Below are 17,715 nucleotides of genomic sequence, written 5' to 3' on the forward strand. Positions count from 1 at the left end.
TTTTGCAGGTGAAAACCTGAATTGATCTTTGTGAGGTCATGATGAATAAGTAAAAGGGAGATCCGAATCGGATCTCCCTTTCAATCTTAAGCGGTACAACCGGTACAACAAAACGCATTTGTACCGTAAGTCACGCTTAACAATAACCATAACTCATCAGACGCTGATAACGGCGATCTAATAAAGTATTCTGATCAAATTGACGCAGTTCCTGAAGCTGTCGTTGCAACGTCTCTTTCATTCGCTGTGCCATTTGCTGATGGTTGCTGTGTGCCCCACCTAAAGGCTCCTCGATCACATCGTCAATAAGGCCAAGCTCTTTAAGGCGTGGCGCAACAAGCCCCATCGCTTCAGCCGCTTGAGGCGCTTTATCTGAATCACGCCACAAAATAGACGCACACCCTTCAGGAGAAATTACAGCGTAAGTTGAATATTGCAACATATTCACATAATCACCGACACCGATTGCCAGAGCGCCACCGGAACCACCTTCACCAACCACATTACAGATGACTGGTACTTTCAAACCGGACATCACTTTCAAATTGGTCGCAATTGCTTCTGATTGGCCGCGTTCTTCGGCACCGACACCGGGATAAGCACCCGCTGTATCGATAAATGTAATAATCGGCAGATTAAAACGTTCTGCCATTCGCATCAGGCGCAAGGCTTTACGATAACCTTCAGGTTTTGGCATCCCGAAGTTACGCTTGACCTTCTCACGGGTTTCACGCCCCTTCTGATGACCAATCACCATGACAGGCTGGCCATCCAGACGCGCCATCCCACCGACAATCGCTTTGTCGTCAGCATAAGCGCGATCCCCAGACAATTCATCAAAATCAGTAAAGACGTGTTTGATATAGTCCAAAGTATAAGGACGCTGAGGATGACGGGCTAACTGAGCGACTTGCCACGCACCTAAATCACTAAAGATTTTTTTCTTCAGTTCAATGCTTTTATTTTCTAGCTGTTCGATCTCTTTATCGAGATCGACTGAGGTACTCCCGCCATGACGGGAAACATCTCGTAATGCTTCAATTTTCGCTTCAAGTTCTGCAATTGGTTTTTCAAATTCTAGAAAATTCAGGCTCATTTACCGATCCTTTTTGACTCAGCTTTCTTTATTTTCAGCTGAATTTAGTTAAATTCGAGTTCAACTTGGCCGGGGCCAAGCAATTGTTTCAATTCATCCAACAGTGTATCGTTCGGCGTCACACGCCATTCTGTACCCAGGGTCAATTTCGCTCTGGCATCAGCCCGTTGATAATAAATATGTATCGGCACACTACCGGAGCGGTGAGGTTCCAGAATACGGCTGAAACGCTCAAAAAATGGTTCATCAATCTGTGTTTGAGTGATTGATAAAGACAAACTCTTTGCATATTTTTCTCGTGCTGAATCTAAATCCATCACTTCGCGGACAGTCATTTTAAGGCCACCACTGAAGTCATCAAAGCTGACCTGTCCGTTTAGCACCAGAATTTTATCTTTTTCAAGCAATTCTGCATACTGTTCCAGCGCATCGGAGAACAACATCGCCTCTAACCGACTGGAACGGTCGTCCAATGTCAATATCCCGATACGCGAGCCGCGCTTGGTGGTCATCACCCGTGCGGCAATCACCAATCCCGCAACTTTTAACGATTGATCACGTCGAGTTGGCGTCACATCCTTTAATCGACAATCCGTATAGTAATTGAGTTCCTTCAGATACGCATTAACCGGGTGACCGGTTAAATAGAGTCCCAGTGTATCTCTTTCGCCTTCAAGCCAAACCTTTTCCGGCCATGGAGGTACTTGCGTATAGCGTTGTTCCACGGCTTCTGGTGCATCGGTCAGCACCCCAAACATATCCGTCTGACCAAATGATTCGGCCTGACGATGTTGGCTGGCAGCTTTAACCGCATCATCGAGAGAAGCCATCATAGCCGCACGGTGTGGTCCAAGACGGTCAAGCGCACCGGCATAAATCAGTTTCTCGATAACACGTTTATTGACCCGTTTTAGATCAACTCGCGCACAAAAATCAAATAAGTCTTTAAAATGCCCGCCAGCATTACGTGCTTCGAGAATCGCATCAATCGGCCCTTCGCCAACACCTTTAATCGCGCCGATACCGTATACGATAGCGCCCTGATCATCGACATTAAACCGATAAAGCCCTGAATTAATATCAGGCGGCAGTACCGTCAGATTCATCCGGATACATTCATCGACCAAACCGACCACTTTCTCGGTATTGTCCATATCCGCAGTCATGACTGCGGCCATAAACTCCGCTGGATAATGCGTTTTCAACCACAGCGTCTGGTATGATACTAGTGCATATGCTGCCGAATGCGACTTGTTAAAGCCATAACCGGCGAATTTCTCCACCAAGTCGAAGATTTTTATCGCAAGTTCGCCATCAATACCGTTATTGACTGCGCCCTGTTCAAATATCGCCCGCTGCTTTGCCATTTCCTCCGGCTTTTTCTTCCCCATCGCGCGGCGCAGCATATCTGCACCACCCAAGGTATAACCGGCCAGGACCTGAGCAATCTGCATGACCTGTTCCTGATAAAGGATAATCCCATATGTCGGCTCAAGAATCTCTTTAAGCGATTCATGTTGCCATTTTTCATCAGGATAGGAGATCGGCTCACGCCCATGCTTCCGGTCAATAAAGTTATCCACCATCCCTGACTGCAAAGGTCCGGGACGGAACAACGCCACCAATGCGATAATATCTTCGAAACAGTCCGGCTGAAGTCGTTTAATCAGATCCTTCATACCGCGCGATTCGAGCTGAAACACTGCGGTTGTTTCTGAATTTTGCAAATTACGAAATGACTGTGGGTCGGCCAGCGGAATCGCTTCGATACGAACCGGTGGTTCTCCTCGTTTTTCGAGGCGCGGATTAATCAGACCAAGTGCCCAGTCGATAATCGTCAGTGTCCGCAATCCCAAAAAGTCAAACTTAACCAGTCCTGCGGTCTCGACGTCATTTTTATCGAATTGAGTAACCGGATAGTGACCTTCCGGATCACAATAGATGGGAGAAAAATCGGTAATCGTCGTCGGTGAGATCACAACCCCACCGGCATGTTTACCTGCATTTCGGGTACAGCCTTCCAGAATCCGACACTTATCGATCAGCTCTCTGACTTCCTCATCGGCATCATAGAGTTCTTGGAGTGCAGGCTCAGCTTTAAACGCTTTCTCCAGCGTCATGCCCGGATCAGGCGGTACCAGCTTAGAAATACGATCCACAAACCCGAATGGGTGCCCCAAAACCCTTCCCACATCACGAATAACCGCTTTCGCTGCCATCGTACCGAAGGTAATGATCTGAGAAACCGCATCTCTTCCGTACATCTCGGCAACGTGTTCGATCACCCGATCTCGTTTATCCATACAGAAATCGACATCAAAGTCGGGCATTGACACCCGCTCCGGATTGAGAAAACGTTCGAAAAGCAGGTCATACTCCAACGGATCCAAATCGGTAATTTTCAGCGCGTAGGCCACCAGCGATCCGGCACCTGAGCCTCGCCCCGGTCCCACGGGAATATCATTATCTTTGGACCACTGAATAAACTCCATCACGATCAGGAAGTAACCGGGAAATCCCATCTGGTTGATGACGTCGAGTTCAATCTGCAAACGCTCATCATATGCCGGCCGTTTTTCCAGCCTGACTTGCGGCTCGGGAAAGAGAAATTCGAGTCGTTCTTCTAGCCCTTCTTGCGATTTTTTGACTAAAAAGTCATCGATATTCATCCCTTCCGTAGGGAAATTCGGCAGGAAATACTCCCCTAACCGCACGGTCACATTACAGCGTTTAGCGATTTCGACTGTATTTTGCAGCGCTTCGGGAATATCTTTGAACAGCTCACACATCTCATCTTCACTGCGAAGATATTGCTGTTCACTGTAGTGTTTGGGTCTGCGCGGGTCATCCATGGTATAGCCATCATGAATCGCGACCCGGATTTCATGCGCTTCAAACAGATCCCGGCTTAAAAAAACCACTTCATTTGTGGCCACCACCGGTAAATCATATTGCTCCGCCAATTCGATGGCAAAGTGCAGATAGGTTTCTTCATCAAGGCGGCCGGTTCGGATTAACTCAAGATAAAAACGATCAGGGAAATGGGTCTGATAAAAGTCAACATACTGCTCAACCAGTTTCTGGTTGCCTTTCAGTAACGCCTGACCAATATCTCCGTTTTTACCACCGGACAAGACGATTAAACCTTCAGAGTGTTCAGCCAACCATTCTTGGTCAATCACGGGCTGATGCTGGATATGTCCGCGGAGATAGGCTTGTGAGATAAGCCAAGTCAGATTTTTATAGCCGGTATTATCAGCTGCAAGTAATGTCAGGCGAGTCAGATCATCACCGAATGCCTGCGAACGAACTGAAAAATCAGCGCCGATGATCGGCTTTACACCACAGTTATGGGCGGTACTATAAAATTTTACCAGCCCGCACAGGTTGGTAAAATCAGTTAACGCCATCGCCGGCATTCCCATCTCTGCAACCTTCTTGACTAAAGGCGGCACTTTAGATAGCCCATCAATCATAGAAAAATCACTATGAACTCTGAGATGGATAAATTTAGGGTCTGACATGGTGTTGAATATCCTGTTCAGAAACGGTAAAAAAACAGCCGTCTCCGTATGTAAAAACGTGATAACCCAATATTGTACGTGATTATCTATCTAAGTCCAAAATACGTCGTACGGGCTTGAAACTTCTGCGATGCGCATCAATCACCCCGTAATGTTCAATTGCTGTCAGATGCGCTTTGGTCGGGTAGCCTTTATGCTGTGCAAATCCATACTTGGGATATTGCTGATCCAACAGCATCATTTCCTGATCCCGGGTCACTTTCGCCAAAATTGAAGCAGCACTGATTTCTGCCACACGCAGATCGCCTTTTACGACAGCAGCCGCAGGGACAGACAATGGCGGAATCCGGTTACCATCGACCAGAACAAAATCAGCGGCAACCGGGAGAGCATCAACCGCCCGCTGCATTGCCACCATCGTTGCCTGTAAAATATTCAGACGATCAATTTCTTCTGCTGAACAACGCCCAATCGCCCACGCAATCGCTTTTTCCTGAATTTCGGGAAAGAGAGCCAGCCGTTTTTTTTCCGATAATTTTTTGGAGTCCGTTAAACCATTAATCGGCCGGGCCGGGTCTAAAATCACTGCGGCAGTCACGACGTCGCCAACCAGAGGCCCGCGCCCCACTTCATCGACTCCGGCAAAACACCGGTAACCAGACGGGTATTCAAAAGGAGGGAATTCAATATTAGCCATTCACAATCGCTCTATCAGGTTTAAAACTGCGTTAGCCGCCTGTTTATCGGCATCTTTGCGGATCAACTGGTGAATTTCTGTGAACTTGTTTTGCATCAAACGATTATCACCATCGAATAGAACACAGACTTCCCGGTATAAGTTGTCCACCGTACATTCGTCCAGCAATAATTCTTTCACAATTTCGTCATCGGCAAGAATATTCGGTAGCGATACATATTTTGTTTTCACCAGTCGCTTGGCTAGGAAATTGGTTACCGCATTAAACCGATAGCCGACCACCATGGGGCGGTTCACCAGCATACACTCTAATGCAACGGTTCCAGACGCCAACAGGACTGCATCCGCAGCCGTAATCACCGTTCTTGCCGTCCCATCGAACAGTTTAAAATCCAATTCAGGCGCAATTTCCTGCCATGCGGCTTCAAACTGAGCACGTCGTTTATCATTCACCAAGGCGACCACAAACCCTAAATCAGGATAACGCCGGTGAAGTTTCTGACAAGTTTCAATAAAAGGACGACTCAACATTTTCAGTTCGCTGCCCCGGCTTCCGGGAAGTACGGCTAACCAACGTTTTTCGGTCTCCAGCCCTAATGCTGCCCGGGCCTCATTTTTATCCGAAGACAACGGAATCGCATCCGCTAATGTATGACCGATAAATTCACATGGCACGTTAAATCGATCATAAAAAGCTTTCTCAAACGGAAGAAATGCCAGCACCAGATGAGTTGCCTGAGCAATCTTGTAAATACGCTTTTGACGCCATGCCCAAACAGAAGGGCTTACATAATGAACCGTTGTGATACCGGCATCTTTCAAATTCCGCTCCAGACGCAGATTGAAATCCGGTGCATCGATACCAACAAATACATCCAGGTCAGCAGCGTTAAAATAGCGAACGAGCTGAGATTTGATCTTGAAAAGACGAGGCAGTCTTCCTAAAACCTCGGCTAACCCCATGACAGCCAGTTCTTCCATATCAAATAAAGATTCACAACCCAGCGCTTTCATTTTAGGACCAGCGATTCCGACAAAATGAGCATTAGGATACTGTTCTCGGATCGCTTTGATTAGCCCTTCACCCAGCGTATCACCGGATAACTCACCGACCACGATGCCAATATTGAGCGGCTTACTTTTATCCAACATGATTGATTTTGAATCCCTAACAGACAGCATAAATGGAGACCAACAAAAAAAGATCGCTCAATTCAAAGCGATCTTTTCTGCTGATTGTGCATAAATCAGCGGATAATACCGCGTACGGACTGCATCAGAAAGTCCAGAAAAGCCTGAACAGCGGGGCTTGATTCCGCTTCTTTTGCAATTTCCGTTTTGGCTTCGTCCAGCTTAAGACCACTACGATACAACAATTTATAGGCACGGCGAATCGCGTGAATCTCAGATTTTTCAAATCCACGCCGCTTCAGACCTTCGACATTAATACCGAATGGAGCACAATGGTTCCCTTGAGCCGTGACGTAAGGCGGAATATCTTGAACGACTATCGAGCCACCACCCAACATCACATGCTCGCCGATATGGCAAAACTGATGAATCGCACACATCCCACCCACAATTGCATAGTTTCCGACAGTTACGTGTCCGGCAAGCGTTGCATTGTTGGCAAAAATACACCGATCCCCGACATTACAATCGTGTGCCACATGCGCGTTGATCATAAATAGGTTATCACTGCCGACTTGCGTAATCCCCTGATCCTGCACTGTACCACGATGCATTGTGACACTCTCACGGATGGTGTTTCGATCACCAATCACCAGTTGTGTGGCTTCGCCTTTGTATTTTAAATCCTGACAAGCTTCACCGATTGAAGCAAACTGAAAAATACGATTATCCTGACCAATTTTCGTCGGGCCTTTCACAACAACATGAGACAGTAACTCAGTCCCGTCACCAATCTCCACATTGTTTTCGACATAACAAAACGGGCCGATTTTTACATTCGCACCGATCAGAGCACCGTCTTCAACGACTGCTGTAGGGTGTATCTGAGCTGTTTCATGAATCATACTAAAACTCTCTGCGAGCACATTTTAGTTCCGCCGAGCAAACGACTTCACCATCAACTTTTGCCACTCCGGTGAACAGCGCAATTCCTCGACGATCTTTGATGAACTCCACTTCAACAATTAATTGATCTCCCGGAGAGACCGGTTTGCGAAACTTCGCATTGTCAATACTAGCAAAATAATAAAGTTCATTCTCTTTAGGCGCACCAAAAGTTTTAAATGCGAGCAGACCCGTTGCCTGAGCCATCGCTTCAAGAATCATGACTCCCGGAAACACCGGTAGTTGAGGAAAATGTCCGGTGAACTGAGGCTCATTGAATGAAACATTTTTCAAGCCAACTAAATATTTCCCTTCCTCATAATCTGTGACGCGATCGATCAGCAAAAATGGGTAACGATGTGGAAGGAGTCTCTGAATCTCAGTGATATCCATCGTCTTATTTTCAGTAGTCAAAGTCATATTCCTATATAAATCAATAAAAACCAATCAGGGTATTTCCAACAAAAAAGGCTCACACGATGCGAGCCTTTCTCTATACCCTTCCCCGTTAAATCACATTCGGCTCAGGATACATCGCAGAATTAAGATTCCACTTGCTGCTCCAACTGTTGTTCAACGGCTTTCAACCGTTTATGCATATCTTCAATCCGAAGCACCCGAGCTGCGGTCTTGCGCCACTCTTTATTCGGTTGAAGAGGAATTCCTGAAGAATAAACACCTTTCTCAGAAATACTCCGCATCACCATCGCCATACCAGTGATTGTGACACCATCTGCAATTTCAATATGCCCATTGATAACTGAAGCACCACCAATGACGCAATATTTTCCTATTGTGGTACTGCCAGCAATAATCGTACCACCAGCCATTGCCGTACCATATCCGATGTGCACGTTATGCGCGATCTGCATCTGATTATCAAGGATAACATTATCCTCAATGACCGTATCATCAAGTGTTCCCCGATCAATGGTCGTGGATGCACCAACTTCAACACGATTACCGATTCTGACGCTCCCCAACTGAGGAATTTTAATCCACTCCCCTTTTTCATTGGCATACCCAAAACCATCAGAGCCGATGACTGTCCCTGATTGAACTAAACAATCAGAGCCAATAACAACCCGATGGTAAACACTGACATTGGCCCATAAGCGGGTATTATCACCAATCTCAGCATGTTGGCCAATAAAACAACCAGCCCCGATAACAACATTATCGCCCAAAACAGCACCGGATTCGATAACCGAATTCGCACCAATCGAGACATTACTTCCCAGAACGGCATCTTCAGCAACGACGGCAGATGCAGCAATTCCTGATGCCGGTGCCGGTGTTGTATCCAAAGCTTGAGCCACTTTTGCAAAAGCAACATACGGATCATTTACAACCAATACATTCTTTGGGCATAGCGACTGATGTGAAGCTTTGACCATGATCACCGATGCTTGGCAAAGCCCTAAATGCTGCGCATATTTCGGATTGGATAAGAAGGTGATATCCCCCTCTTTCGCCTTATTCATCGGTGCGACAGCACTCACTGTCACGGTCGGGTCGCCAATGATTTCACCATTGGTGATGTCTGCCAGTTCGGCTAATGTCAGTTTTACCATCATATAATTATTTCAACGCTTTAATAACCTTGTCTGACAAGTCATATTCTGGTTTGCCGTATTGCATTACCTGAGTATCAATGACCATATCAAAACCTTCTTTCTTGGCAATTTTTTCTACTGCATCATGAATAACTTTCAGTAGTTTACCTTTTTCTTCCGCTTCTCGTTTAGAAGAAGCTTGCTCTAATGCCTGTGATTTAATTTTAAACTTACTATCGAGCTGTCCAATTTCAATGCGAAGTTTCTCAACGTCACTTTCACTCATTAATGAACTATCTCTTTTCAGTTTTTCAACTTTCTCTTTGGCTTCAGTCCGGATACTTTGCAGTTCAGCAGCTTTATCCTGAAACTCTTGCTTCATTTTTTGCAGAACAACTTCTCTTTGAGGAAGTTGTTGGAACACTCTCGCAGTATTGATATAGCCAATTTTCTGCGCAGCTTCTGCTGCCACACTAAAACATGACATGCTCAAAACAGCTAAACCAACACTGATTGCTTTGATATGATTCCTCACAATTAATATCCTCATATTAGAAAGTTTTACCTATCGTGAAGGAGAAGAATTCTTCATCGTCTCCTTCATATTTCTTAATCGGCTTAGCAATTGCAAATACAAGTGGCCCCATCGGAGACATCCATTGCAGTGCAGCCCCATACGACGAGCGGTAGTTCGTCGGATCAGAATAATCGTAATAGTATGCGTTACCATAATCTGAACCGCGATCATGATAATTAAACTCAGTATCCCAGACACTTGCCATATCATAGAAGACACTAGTCCGAACCTGATTCTGAGCCTCTTCTGATACAAACGGTGTCGGAACAATCAACTCAGCGCTGGCTTGCATCATCGCATTACCACCAGCCGATTTATTGGTCGCCGTCAGGGTACCATTGTTACTATCGGCAAAGCTTTTAAATACGGCTCGAGGGCCGGCTGAATTTGAACTGAATCCTCGCAAAGTTGAGAATCCACCTGCATAAAAGTTCTCATAAAATGGGTAGAGGTTATCGTTATCACCATTTTTCCCGTATCCATTCCCGTAACCCAGTCTTCCTCTGAGCAACAAGGTAAAATCATGTTGTTTTGTCAGAGGGATATATTGTCTGACGTTATATTGGGCTTTGAAATACTGAGTATCAGACCCCGGAACCGTAATCTTGTAAGAAGCACGCTGATAATTACCTTCCGTCGGGAAATAACCTTTATCGAGATTGTTACGTGTCCAAGTAAAATCAAGGTCAAAATCATCAGTGACAAAATTAACCGTTGACCCGGTATTGGCGTCGATGCCCTGAGACATCAGGAATTTTTCAATCTGCAAATAAGGTGACAGATTGCCAATCATGTTATGTGTATACCCGATACCAAACGCAAAACGGTTGAGTTCATCGTAAGGGAATCCCCAGGTCAGATTGGTTCCGTAACTTTCATTGGTATAGTCAACAATCCCTGCTTCTGACGCTTCAAATTCATTATAGAAGATCTTGCCCCCTAAGCTAACGCCATCCAAATTCCAGTAAGGGTCGTTATAACTCAAAGTGACATTTTTCTGATAGTCATTAATGGTTGTCGTAATCCCGACACTGTTTCCGGTGCCCAAGAAGTTTTCTTGTTGCAATCCGACCTGAAAACTCATGCCGGATTCAGTACCATAACCGATACCAAAATTGACACTGCCTGAGTTGGCTTCTTTGACGTTATAAACGAGATCGACCTGATCATCACTTCCGGGAACCCGAACTGTCTGTACATCAACTGTTTCGAAAAATCCCAGACGATTCAGGCGGGTTTTACCGGCATCAATTGATTTAGAATTCAGCCAGCTACCTTCCATCTGACGCATTTCACGGCGAAGGACTTCATCTTTAGTGACGGTGTTACCGACAAAGCGAATATCCCGAACATAAATCCGCTTCCCGGGAGAGACTTGAACCACCAGAGACACTTCTTGCTTGTCGTCATCAAACTCAGGGATGGTTCGAACCGTCGGATAAGCGTAGCCGGACTCACCAAGGATTTTCTTGATGCTGCTTTCCATTGCGGTCACAGAAGAGCCTTTGTAGATATCCCCTTTTTCAAAAGGAACCAGCGTCTCGAACTCTTTTTCTTTACCGATCAAATCGCCCCGAAAGCTCACTTTTTTAACCGTATAAGGTCTGCCTTCATTTAAGTTGAGGGTAATATAAACCCCCTTCTTATCCGGAGAAATTGAGACTTGAGTCGAATCAACCTGAAATTTCAGATATCCGCGGTCAAGATAGAATGACTTCAACTTCTCTAAATCCCCCGCAAGGATTTGCTTTTGGTATTTATCTGAAGATAAGAAATTCCACCATGACACATCGGCATTCAGGTCAAAACGTGCCAGTAATTCTTCATCACTGAACACATGATTACCAATGAAATTGATCTGCTGAATCTTGGCAGAAACGCCTTCGGTAAAAACAAATTTAAGATCGGCACGATTACGTGGCAGCGGTGTGACAACCGCCTTTACCGTCGCATTGTATTTTCCGACACTGTAGTAGAAATCTTCCAGACCTTTTTCAATGTTACTCAGTGCAGTACGATCAAGCGCTTCACCGACCCGAACCCCGGAAGCTTTCAGGTTATCGGTTAATTGCTCATCTTTAATCGCTTTGTTGCCGGAGAAAGAGACACTGGAAATCGTTGGCCGCTCTTTCACTTTCACAACCAACGTGCCCTTATCCCGAAATACCTGAATATTCTCAAAGTTACCGGATGAATAAAGTGCCTTGATTAAGTCGGCAATGTCCTGAGATCCAACCGTATCACCGACACGAACAGGCATTTTCAATAATGCAGCGCCAAGCGTGACACGTTGCAATCCATCAACTTGAATGTCCTGAACAACAAACCGCTCGGCACCGTAAACAGACATACTGCTGACAAGCGCTGTTGTCAGGATAAGCTTCTTTATCGCCATCGTTATTCTAATTATTCCTTTGTACAACCATGCCTAATCAATGCAGATTCATCACAGGCGTGTAAAATCATTAAACATGGCGATTGCCATGAGTGAAAAAATAATTGCGCCACCGATTCGGTACCCAATCTCTTGAACCTTCTCCGGGACTGGATTTTTAGTCACGGCCTCAATTGCAAAAAACATCAGATGTCCGCCATCCAACATTGGAAGTGGTACTAAATTGATGATTCCCAGATTAATGCTGATTAACGCCAAAAATCCTAAGAAATAAACCAGTCCGTACTCTGCCGTTGTCCCGGCACCTTTTGCAATTGAAATCGGCCCACTTAAATTATTCAGTCCGACATCACCAACCAACAGTTTTTTCAACATACTGAGGGTCAGATGAATCACTTGTCCCGTTTTTTCAACCGCTTTAGGAACCGCCTCAAAAATACCGTACTGTAAATTATAACGATAGTTTGCCGGCCACTCAGCTACTGTTGGGGAGATCCCCGCAAAACCGATAGTTCGTCCATCAGATAATGTCTTAGCATTCGGAATCAACGTGATATCAAGACGTTGTCCATCTCTTAATACCGACAGATCCAGTGCTTTATTCGGACTGTTTTGCACCGACTGCACCAATTGTTGCCACGAAGATACGTCTTTACCATCGATAGTGACAATCTTATCACCTTTTGCTAATCCGGCGACAGCACCAGCCCCCTGATCAATCACCTGTTCCAAAACAGTTGAGACCTTCGGTGAATATGGCTTAAAACCAAGCGCCTTCATTGGAGACTCTTTTTCCGGGTCAAAGTTCCATGTTGACAGATCAAGATGCAAAATTTCCTGATGACCGACAGCATCGGCTTCACGGACTGTAAGCGTCATTTGCGCATCACCGATATGAGAAATAAGCGCCATGTTGACGGATTCCCAGTTCCCGGTTTCAACGCCTGATACAGACTCGATTTCCATCCCAGAACGTAACCCGGCATCCGCGACAATCGAAGCAGGCGCGACCTCACCAACCACGGGTTTTACTGCGGGGATACCAATACAAAACACCGCCCAGTAAGCAAAAATTGCAAACAGAAAGTTAAACACCGGGCCGGCAGCAACAATTGCTGTCCGCTTCCATAGAGTTTTCTGGTCAAAAGCCAAATGTCGTAAGTGTTCAGGAACATCCGCAACACGGCTGTCGAGCATCTTTACATATCCCCCCAACGGGATCACTGAGATGCTATATTCGGTGCCGTCCTGAGCGATGCGACGCCAAATAGAACGACCAAAACCAATTGAAAATTTCTCGACCTTAACCCCACAGCGTCGTGCAACCCAGAAATGACCGAATTCGTGGACGGCAACCAATATGCCTAATGCCAGAATGAATGAAATGAGGTTCCACAGAATACTGTTCATAACGAATACTCTTTGACTAATTGCTGTGCCGATTGTCGCGCTATCTTATCGAGCGCCAACAGAGATTCCAAATCCATGACAGAAGAAGCGCTGGCTGTTGCACACATTTTTGACAACACGCGCTCATTAATCACAGCGATATCCGTAAAACGAATGCTGCGTTTTAAAAATGCGGCCACAGCGATTTCATTCGCGGCATTCAGCGATGTTGTTGCATGCTGTCCCTCGTAACAGGCATCAATCGCCAGTTGTAAACAAGGGTAGCGCGCCATATCGGCCTGCATGAATGTCAGTTCACCCAACTGAGAAAAATCCAATGGAGCAACGCCCGATGATAGCCGCTGTTCAGGATACCCCATCACATAAGCAATCGGTGTTGCCATATCAGGTTCTCCCATCTGAGCAATCACACTCCCATCACGATACTGAACCATAGAATGAATCACTGACTGAGGGTGGATCAGAACCTTAAGTTGTTCGCGCGAGGTATTAAATAACCATTTTGCTTCAATATACTCGAGCCCTTTATTCATCATAGTGGCTGAATCAACGGAAATCTTAGGCCCCATTGACCAGTTGGGATGAGCAATCGCCTGCTCCGGAGTAACATCTGAAAGAGTATTAATCGGCGTATAACGAAATGGCCCGCCGGACCCCGTTAACAAGAGATGAGATATACCACTTTCAGCCAGATTGCACCGTCCCAAAACTTGCTGACAGTCCGGTGGAAGTGATTGAAAAATCGCATTATGCTCACTATCAACAGGAAGTAACTGAGCACCATACTCTTCAACAGCGTTGATAAATAACTGGCCGGACATCACTAAGGCTTCTTTATTGGCCAGTAAGACCCGCTTCCCAGCTTTAATGGCAGACATCGTCGGCAGTAATCCGGCTGCGCCTACAATCGCAGACATCACGGTATCAACGTCATCAAGTGCTGCAACATCACACATGGCCTGTATGCCTGACAACACTTCAGTCTTCACTGCGTCTGACTGCAGACGCAGCTTCAGTTGATGAGCCGCCGACTCCGATGCCATCACCGCATATTGCGGTTGCCAACGACAACACAGTCGGTACATTTTCTCAACATCACTGCCGGCAACTAAAGCAACAACAGAGAATCGTTCAGGATTTTCTTCCATGACCCGAAGTGTACTGGCACCAATGGATCCTGTGGCTCCTAAAATGGTTAATTTACGCATAAAGAAATCGTATCACTCTTGTGGGACATCATTGTAAAACCCGAACCGCACCGGCAACCTAGACCTGAAAGTACAGAAATGCAAATACAGGGAATGCAGCAGTCAAGCTATCAATGCGATCTAAAATACCACCATGTCCGGGAATAATATGGCTACTGTCTTTGATTCCCGCGACACGCTTAAACATACTTTCGACTAAATCACCGAGTACCGAGAAAATGACCGTCAATAAAATCGTCACTAACATCATGCCCGTACTAGAGAAGTGCAAATCAAACCATTCTACCAGTCCAAACGCAACGAGACATGCCGCCACAACCCCACCGATTAAACCTTCGATGGTTTTATTCGGGCTGACTTCCGGTGCCATCTTATGCTTGCCAAAAAATCGGCCAGAGAAATAAGCAGCACTGTCAGCAACCCAAACAATCATGCAAACAAAGAGAACCAGCTTTGCACCATGGTACGGATCAACCGATAGTTCTTCTGTTCTTAACAATAAAACACTCCAGAAAAATGGAATGAGGGTGAGTAACCCAAACAGATGTTTGAGTGTTTTTGAATGTTCCCAAAGCGGTCGGGACTTAGGATAAGAGACCGCAAGATAGCTTGCAACGACCCACCATAGAAAACCGCTCCATAAAAGAACTTGATAAGGAAGAGAAAGAGAGTGGCTCATCGAAAAGTTTTCAGGCAAACACCACAAAGTCCCCCCGCCGATGAAGACAGCAGGCAGCAGTGAAAGAAAACGTGCATCTAAACTAACAAATTGTGTCCATTCCCAAAAACCAAATAACGCTAGCAGAGCTAATACAGCGATGAAAATACTCAACGGTAATTTAAAAATCCCTAAGATAACTAGGGGAGCCAACACCAAGGCGGTAATAATTCTCAGCTTCAAATCCTGAACCTTTATCTTTTATCCATCATTGCTTTAATTTGTTCACCGGTACACCCGAAACGTCGTTCACGATTCACAAACCAAGTCATTGCTTCAATTAAGCTTTCTTCATTAAAATCAGGCCAAAAAGTTGGTGTGAAATATAATTCAGCATAAGCAAGCTGCCACAACATAAAATTACTGATCCGGCACTCGCCGCTTGTTCTGATTAACAAATCAACATTGGGTAAATCGGACATCGTCAGATATTGAGCCAATGTACTTTCAGTAATATCGGCGGGAGTCAGTTCTCCGGCCGCGACTCTCTCTGCAACCTGCCTTGCGGCTTGAGTAATATCCCATTGCCCGCCATAGTTGGCTGCAATATTCACGACCATTCCGGTATTCTGAGCCGTCAACATTTCTGTCTGAGCGATTTTATCCTGTAAGCGAGAGTTAAAGCGAGAGGTATCACCAATGACCCGTAATCGAAGATTATTTTTGTGAAGTTTCTTTGCTTCTGTAGACAAAGCAGTAATGAATAACTCCATCAACACGCCCACTTCATCTTCAGGTCGTCGCCAATTTTCACTACTAAAAGCAAATAAAGTTACGGCTTGAATCCCAAGCTGAGCGGCTGTCGTTATCGTTTTTCTTACAGCTTTAACACCATTTTTATGTCCGAAAACTCTCGGTTTTCCCCTAGCTTTGGCCCATCGGCCATTACCATCCATAATAATAGCAACATGTTGGGGAAGTACATCAGACGAGAGTTGTGATATTTGCATAAGAAACGAGTTGATTTTCAATAAAATATTTCAAACAAAAAGGCGCTGTACTGGCTTCGCTCAGCGCCTCAATTATATATGGAAAGACCAATTAAACTTCCATCAACTCTTTTTCTTTTGCAGCCAGAACTTCATCGATATTCTTTACGGCAGCATCAGTCAGCTTTTGGATGTCTTCTTGGGCTCTACGCTCTTCATCTTCTGAAATTTCTTTATCTTTCAATAAATTTTTCAGCTCAGTGTTTGCATCACGACGAATATTACGTACCGCAACCCGTCCGCCTTCTGCTTCACCGCGTACAATTTTTACCAGATCACGACGACGCTCTTCAGTCAACGCTGGCAGAGGAACGCGAATAACAGTACCGGCAGACATTGGATTTAATCCCAAGTCAGACATCATAATGGCTTTTTCAACTTTGGGTGCCAATTCTTTGTCAAAAACAGTAATCGCAAGTGTTCTTGAATCTTCAGCAATGACATTCGCCACCTGATTCAATGGTGTCGGTGCACCATAATATTCTACGGAAATGCCAGAAAGTAAACTGGGATGAGCTCGCCCCGTACGAACTTTAGATAGGTTATTTTTGAGCGCGTCTACGCTCTTGTCCATTCTCTCTTGAGCGTCTTTTTTGATTTCATTAATCACATTATCACCTTAATTCTTACTCAACCTATAAAGATTACAATGAAGCCTTGTTGCTGATGAGTGTCCCTTCTGCTTCTCCCATCACAATACGACGCAGAGCTCCAGGCTTATTCATATTAAAGACTCGGATTGGCATTTGATGATCTCTGGCAAGCGTAAAGGCTGCCAAGTCCATGACCCGTAGTTCCTTTTCAAGGACATCGTTATAAGTCAGCCTATCATACAGTTCTGCATCAGGGTTTGCTACCGGATCAGCACTATAAACACCATCAACTTTTGTTGCTTTAAGCACAACATCAGCTTCAATCTCAATCCCACGCAAACATGCAGCAGAATCGGTTGTAAAGAAAGGGTTCCCTGTCCCTGCTGAAAAGATGACCACACGTCCCTGACGAAGCTGACTGATCGCATTGGCCCAGTTATAATCATCACACACACCGTTTAGTGGAATTGCTGACATAACTCGTGCATTGACATAAGCGCGATGCAGTGCATCACGCATTGCCAGTCCATTCATAACGGTTGCCAGCATCCCCATATGGTCACCAACAACGCGATTCATTCCCGCTTTGGCGAGACCTTCGCCACGAAATAGGTTTCCGCCACCAATCACAACACCGACCTGAACGCCCAACTCAACCAGTTCTTTCACTTCCTGAGCCATCCGATCAAGCACGGTAGGATCAATACCAAAGCCTTGCTCACCTTGCAGAGCTTCACCACTGAGTTTTAACAAAATACGTTGATATGCAGGTTTCGGATTCGTTGTCATGGTGTTTACCTTCTCAAGAAAGTTATTCATCGATTAATGGTCATGAATAGATGCTTGCAGATAATTATAAACACATATTCATCACAA

Annotated in this window: 15 protein-coding genes; all 15 read right to left on the reverse strand. The window is 45.4% G+C overall.

Features of this window, described 5'->3' with window-relative positions:
• Window positions 1–136: 136 nt before the first annotated feature.
• The gene (gene accA, locus VR7878_RS05465; RefSeq protein WP_077334118.1) at window positions 137–1,096 is read right to left on the reverse strand and encodes an acetyl-CoA carboxylase carboxyl transferase subunit alpha; all 960 of its coding nucleotides are present in this window, start codon (window positions 1,094–1,096) and stop codon (window positions 137–139) included.
• A 44-nt stretch (window positions 1,097–1,140) separates the two neighbouring features.
• Window positions 1,141–4,620 carry a DNA polymerase III subunit alpha gene (gene dnaE, locus VR7878_RS05470; RefSeq protein WP_077334120.1) on the reverse strand — a complete coding sequence of 1,160 codons (3,480 nt, stop codon included), beginning with the start codon at window positions 4,618–4,620 and terminating at the stop codon, window positions 1,141–1,143.
• Window positions 4,621–4,702: 82 nt separating this feature from the next.
• On the reverse strand, window positions 4,703–5,317 hold the full coding sequence (gene rnhB, locus VR7878_RS21295) for a ribonuclease HII (protein WP_139344011.1): 615 nt from the start codon (window positions 5,315–5,317) through the stop codon (window positions 4,703–4,705).
• Entirely contained in the window at window positions 5,318–6,469 is a 1,152-nt protein-coding gene (gene lpxB / locus VR7878_RS05475) for a lipid-A-disaccharide synthase (RefSeq protein WP_139344012.1), read from the reverse strand.
• Window positions 6,470–6,564: 95 nt separating this feature from the next.
• Window positions 6,565–7,353, reverse strand: coding sequence for an acyl-ACP--UDP-N-acetylglucosamine O-acyltransferase (gene lpxA, locus VR7878_RS05480; RefSeq protein ID WP_077334122.1), 789 nt, complete (start codon window positions 7,351–7,353; stop codon window positions 6,565–6,567).
• 1 nt (window position 7,354) lies between these two features.
• Window positions 7,355–7,786 carry a 3-hydroxyacyl-ACP dehydratase FabZ gene (gene fabZ, locus VR7878_RS05485; protein ID WP_205409421.1) on the reverse strand — a complete coding sequence of 144 codons (432 nt, stop codon included), beginning with the start codon at window positions 7,784–7,786 and terminating at the stop codon, window positions 7,355–7,357.
• A gap of 149 nt (window positions 7,787–7,935) precedes the next feature.
• Window positions 7,936–8,967, reverse strand: coding sequence for a UDP-3-O-(3-hydroxymyristoyl)glucosamine N-acyltransferase (lpxD, locus tag VR7878_RS05490; RefSeq protein ID WP_077334203.1), 1,032 nt, complete (start codon window positions 8,965–8,967; stop codon window positions 7,936–7,938).
• A gap of 7 nt (window positions 8,968–8,974) precedes the next feature.
• Window positions 8,975–9,484: an OmpH/Skp family outer membrane protein gene (locus VR7878_RS05495; RefSeq protein WP_077334126.1), complete on the reverse strand. Its 510-nt coding sequence runs from the start codon at window positions 9,482–9,484 to the stop codon at window positions 8,975–8,977.
• A 16-nt stretch (window positions 9,485–9,500) separates the two neighbouring features.
• Complete coding sequence (bamA, locus tag VR7878_RS05500) at window positions 9,501–11,921, reverse strand: outer membrane protein assembly factor BamA (protein WP_077334128.1); 2,421 nt, start codon at window positions 11,919–11,921, stop codon at window positions 9,501–9,503.
• A gap of 51 nt (window positions 11,922–11,972) precedes the next feature.
• Window positions 11,973–13,331, reverse strand: a complete 1,359-nt coding sequence (rseP, locus tag VR7878_RS05505) for a sigma E protease regulator RseP (RefSeq protein WP_077334130.1) — start codon at window positions 13,329–13,331, stop codon at window positions 11,973–11,975.
• On the reverse strand, window positions 13,328–14,539 hold the full coding sequence (gene ispC / locus VR7878_RS05510; protein WP_077334132.1) for a 1-deoxy-D-xylulose-5-phosphate reductoisomerase: 1,212 nt from the start codon (window positions 14,537–14,539) through the stop codon (window positions 13,328–13,330). The genes rseP and ispC overlap by 4 nt, the downstream gene beginning before the upstream one ends.
• A gap of 58 nt (window positions 14,540–14,597) precedes the next feature.
• Window positions 14,598–15,440 (reverse strand): phosphatidate cytidylyltransferase, encoded by an 843-nt coding sequence (locus tag VR7878_RS05515; protein ID WP_077334134.1) that lies wholly within the window; start codon window positions 15,438–15,440, stop codon window positions 14,598–14,600.
• Between the two features lie 11 nt (window positions 15,441–15,451).
• Entirely contained in the window at window positions 15,452–16,207 is a 756-nt protein-coding gene (uppS, locus tag VR7878_RS05520) for a polyprenyl diphosphate synthase (RefSeq protein WP_077334136.1), read from the reverse strand.
• A gap of 91 nt (window positions 16,208–16,298) precedes the next feature.
• Window positions 16,299–16,856, reverse strand: coding sequence for a ribosome recycling factor (gene frr, locus VR7878_RS05525; protein ID WP_077334138.1), 558 nt, complete (start codon window positions 16,854–16,856; stop codon window positions 16,299–16,301).
• A 34-nt stretch (window positions 16,857–16,890) separates the two neighbouring features.
• Window positions 16,891–17,628 carry a UMP kinase gene (gene pyrH, locus VR7878_RS05530; protein ID WP_077334140.1) on the reverse strand — a complete coding sequence of 246 codons (738 nt, stop codon included), beginning with the start codon at window positions 17,626–17,628 and terminating at the stop codon, window positions 16,891–16,893.
• Window positions 17,629–17,715: the final 87 nt, after the last annotated feature.

It is taken from the genome of Vibrio ruber DSM 16370 (assembly GCF_900163965.1).
Classification (GTDB): Bacteria; Pseudomonadota; Gammaproteobacteria; order Enterobacterales; family Vibrionaceae; genus Vibrio; species Vibrio ruber.

What these genes read in the sequence shown, in the direction of transcription:
- fabZ (WP_205409421.1), bottom strand. Translation starts at nt 7,786, where the DNA reads ATGGATATCACTGAGATTCAGAGACTCCTTCCACATCGTTACCCATTT.
- dnaE (WP_077334120.1), bottom strand. Translation starts at nt 4,620, where the DNA reads ATGTCAGACCCTAAATTTATCCATCTCAGAGTTCATAGTGATTTTTCT.
- pyrH (WP_077334140.1), bottom strand. Translation starts at nt 17,628, where the DNA reads ATGACAACGAATCCGAAACCTGCATATCAACGTATTTTGTTAAAACTC.
- rnhB (WP_139344011.1), bottom strand. Translation starts at nt 5,317, where the DNA reads ATGGCTAATATTGAATTCCCTCCTTTTGAATACCCGTCTGGTTACCGG.
- ispC (WP_077334132.1), bottom strand. Translation starts at nt 14,539, where the DNA reads ATGCGTAAATTAACCATTTTAGGAGCCACAGGATCCATTGGTGCCAGT.
- lpxA (WP_077334122.1), bottom strand. Translation starts at nt 7,353, where the DNA reads ATGATTCATGAAACAGCTCAGATACACCCTACAGCAGTCGTTGAAGAC.
- rseP (WP_077334130.1), bottom strand. Translation starts at nt 13,331, where the DNA reads ATGAACAGTATTCTGTGGAACCTCATTTCATTCATTCTGGCATTAGGC.
- lpxB (WP_139344012.1), bottom strand. Translation starts at nt 6,469, where the DNA reads ATGTTGGATAAAAGTAAGCCGCTCAATATTGGCATCGTGGTCGGTGAG.
- accA (WP_077334118.1), bottom strand. Translation starts at nt 1,096, where the DNA reads ATGAGCCTGAATTTTCTAGAATTTGAAAAACCAATTGCAGAACTTGAA.
- uppS (WP_077334136.1), bottom strand. Translation starts at nt 16,207, where the DNA reads ATGCAAATATCACAACTCTCGTCTGATGTACTTCCCCAACATGTTGCT.
- lpxD (WP_077334203.1), bottom strand. Translation starts at nt 8,967, where the DNA reads ATGGTAAAACTGACATTAGCCGAACTGGCAGACATCACCAATGGTGAA.
- bamA (WP_077334128.1), bottom strand. Translation starts at nt 11,921, where the DNA reads ATGGCGATAAAGAAGCTTATCCTGACAACAGCGCTTGTCAGCAGTATG.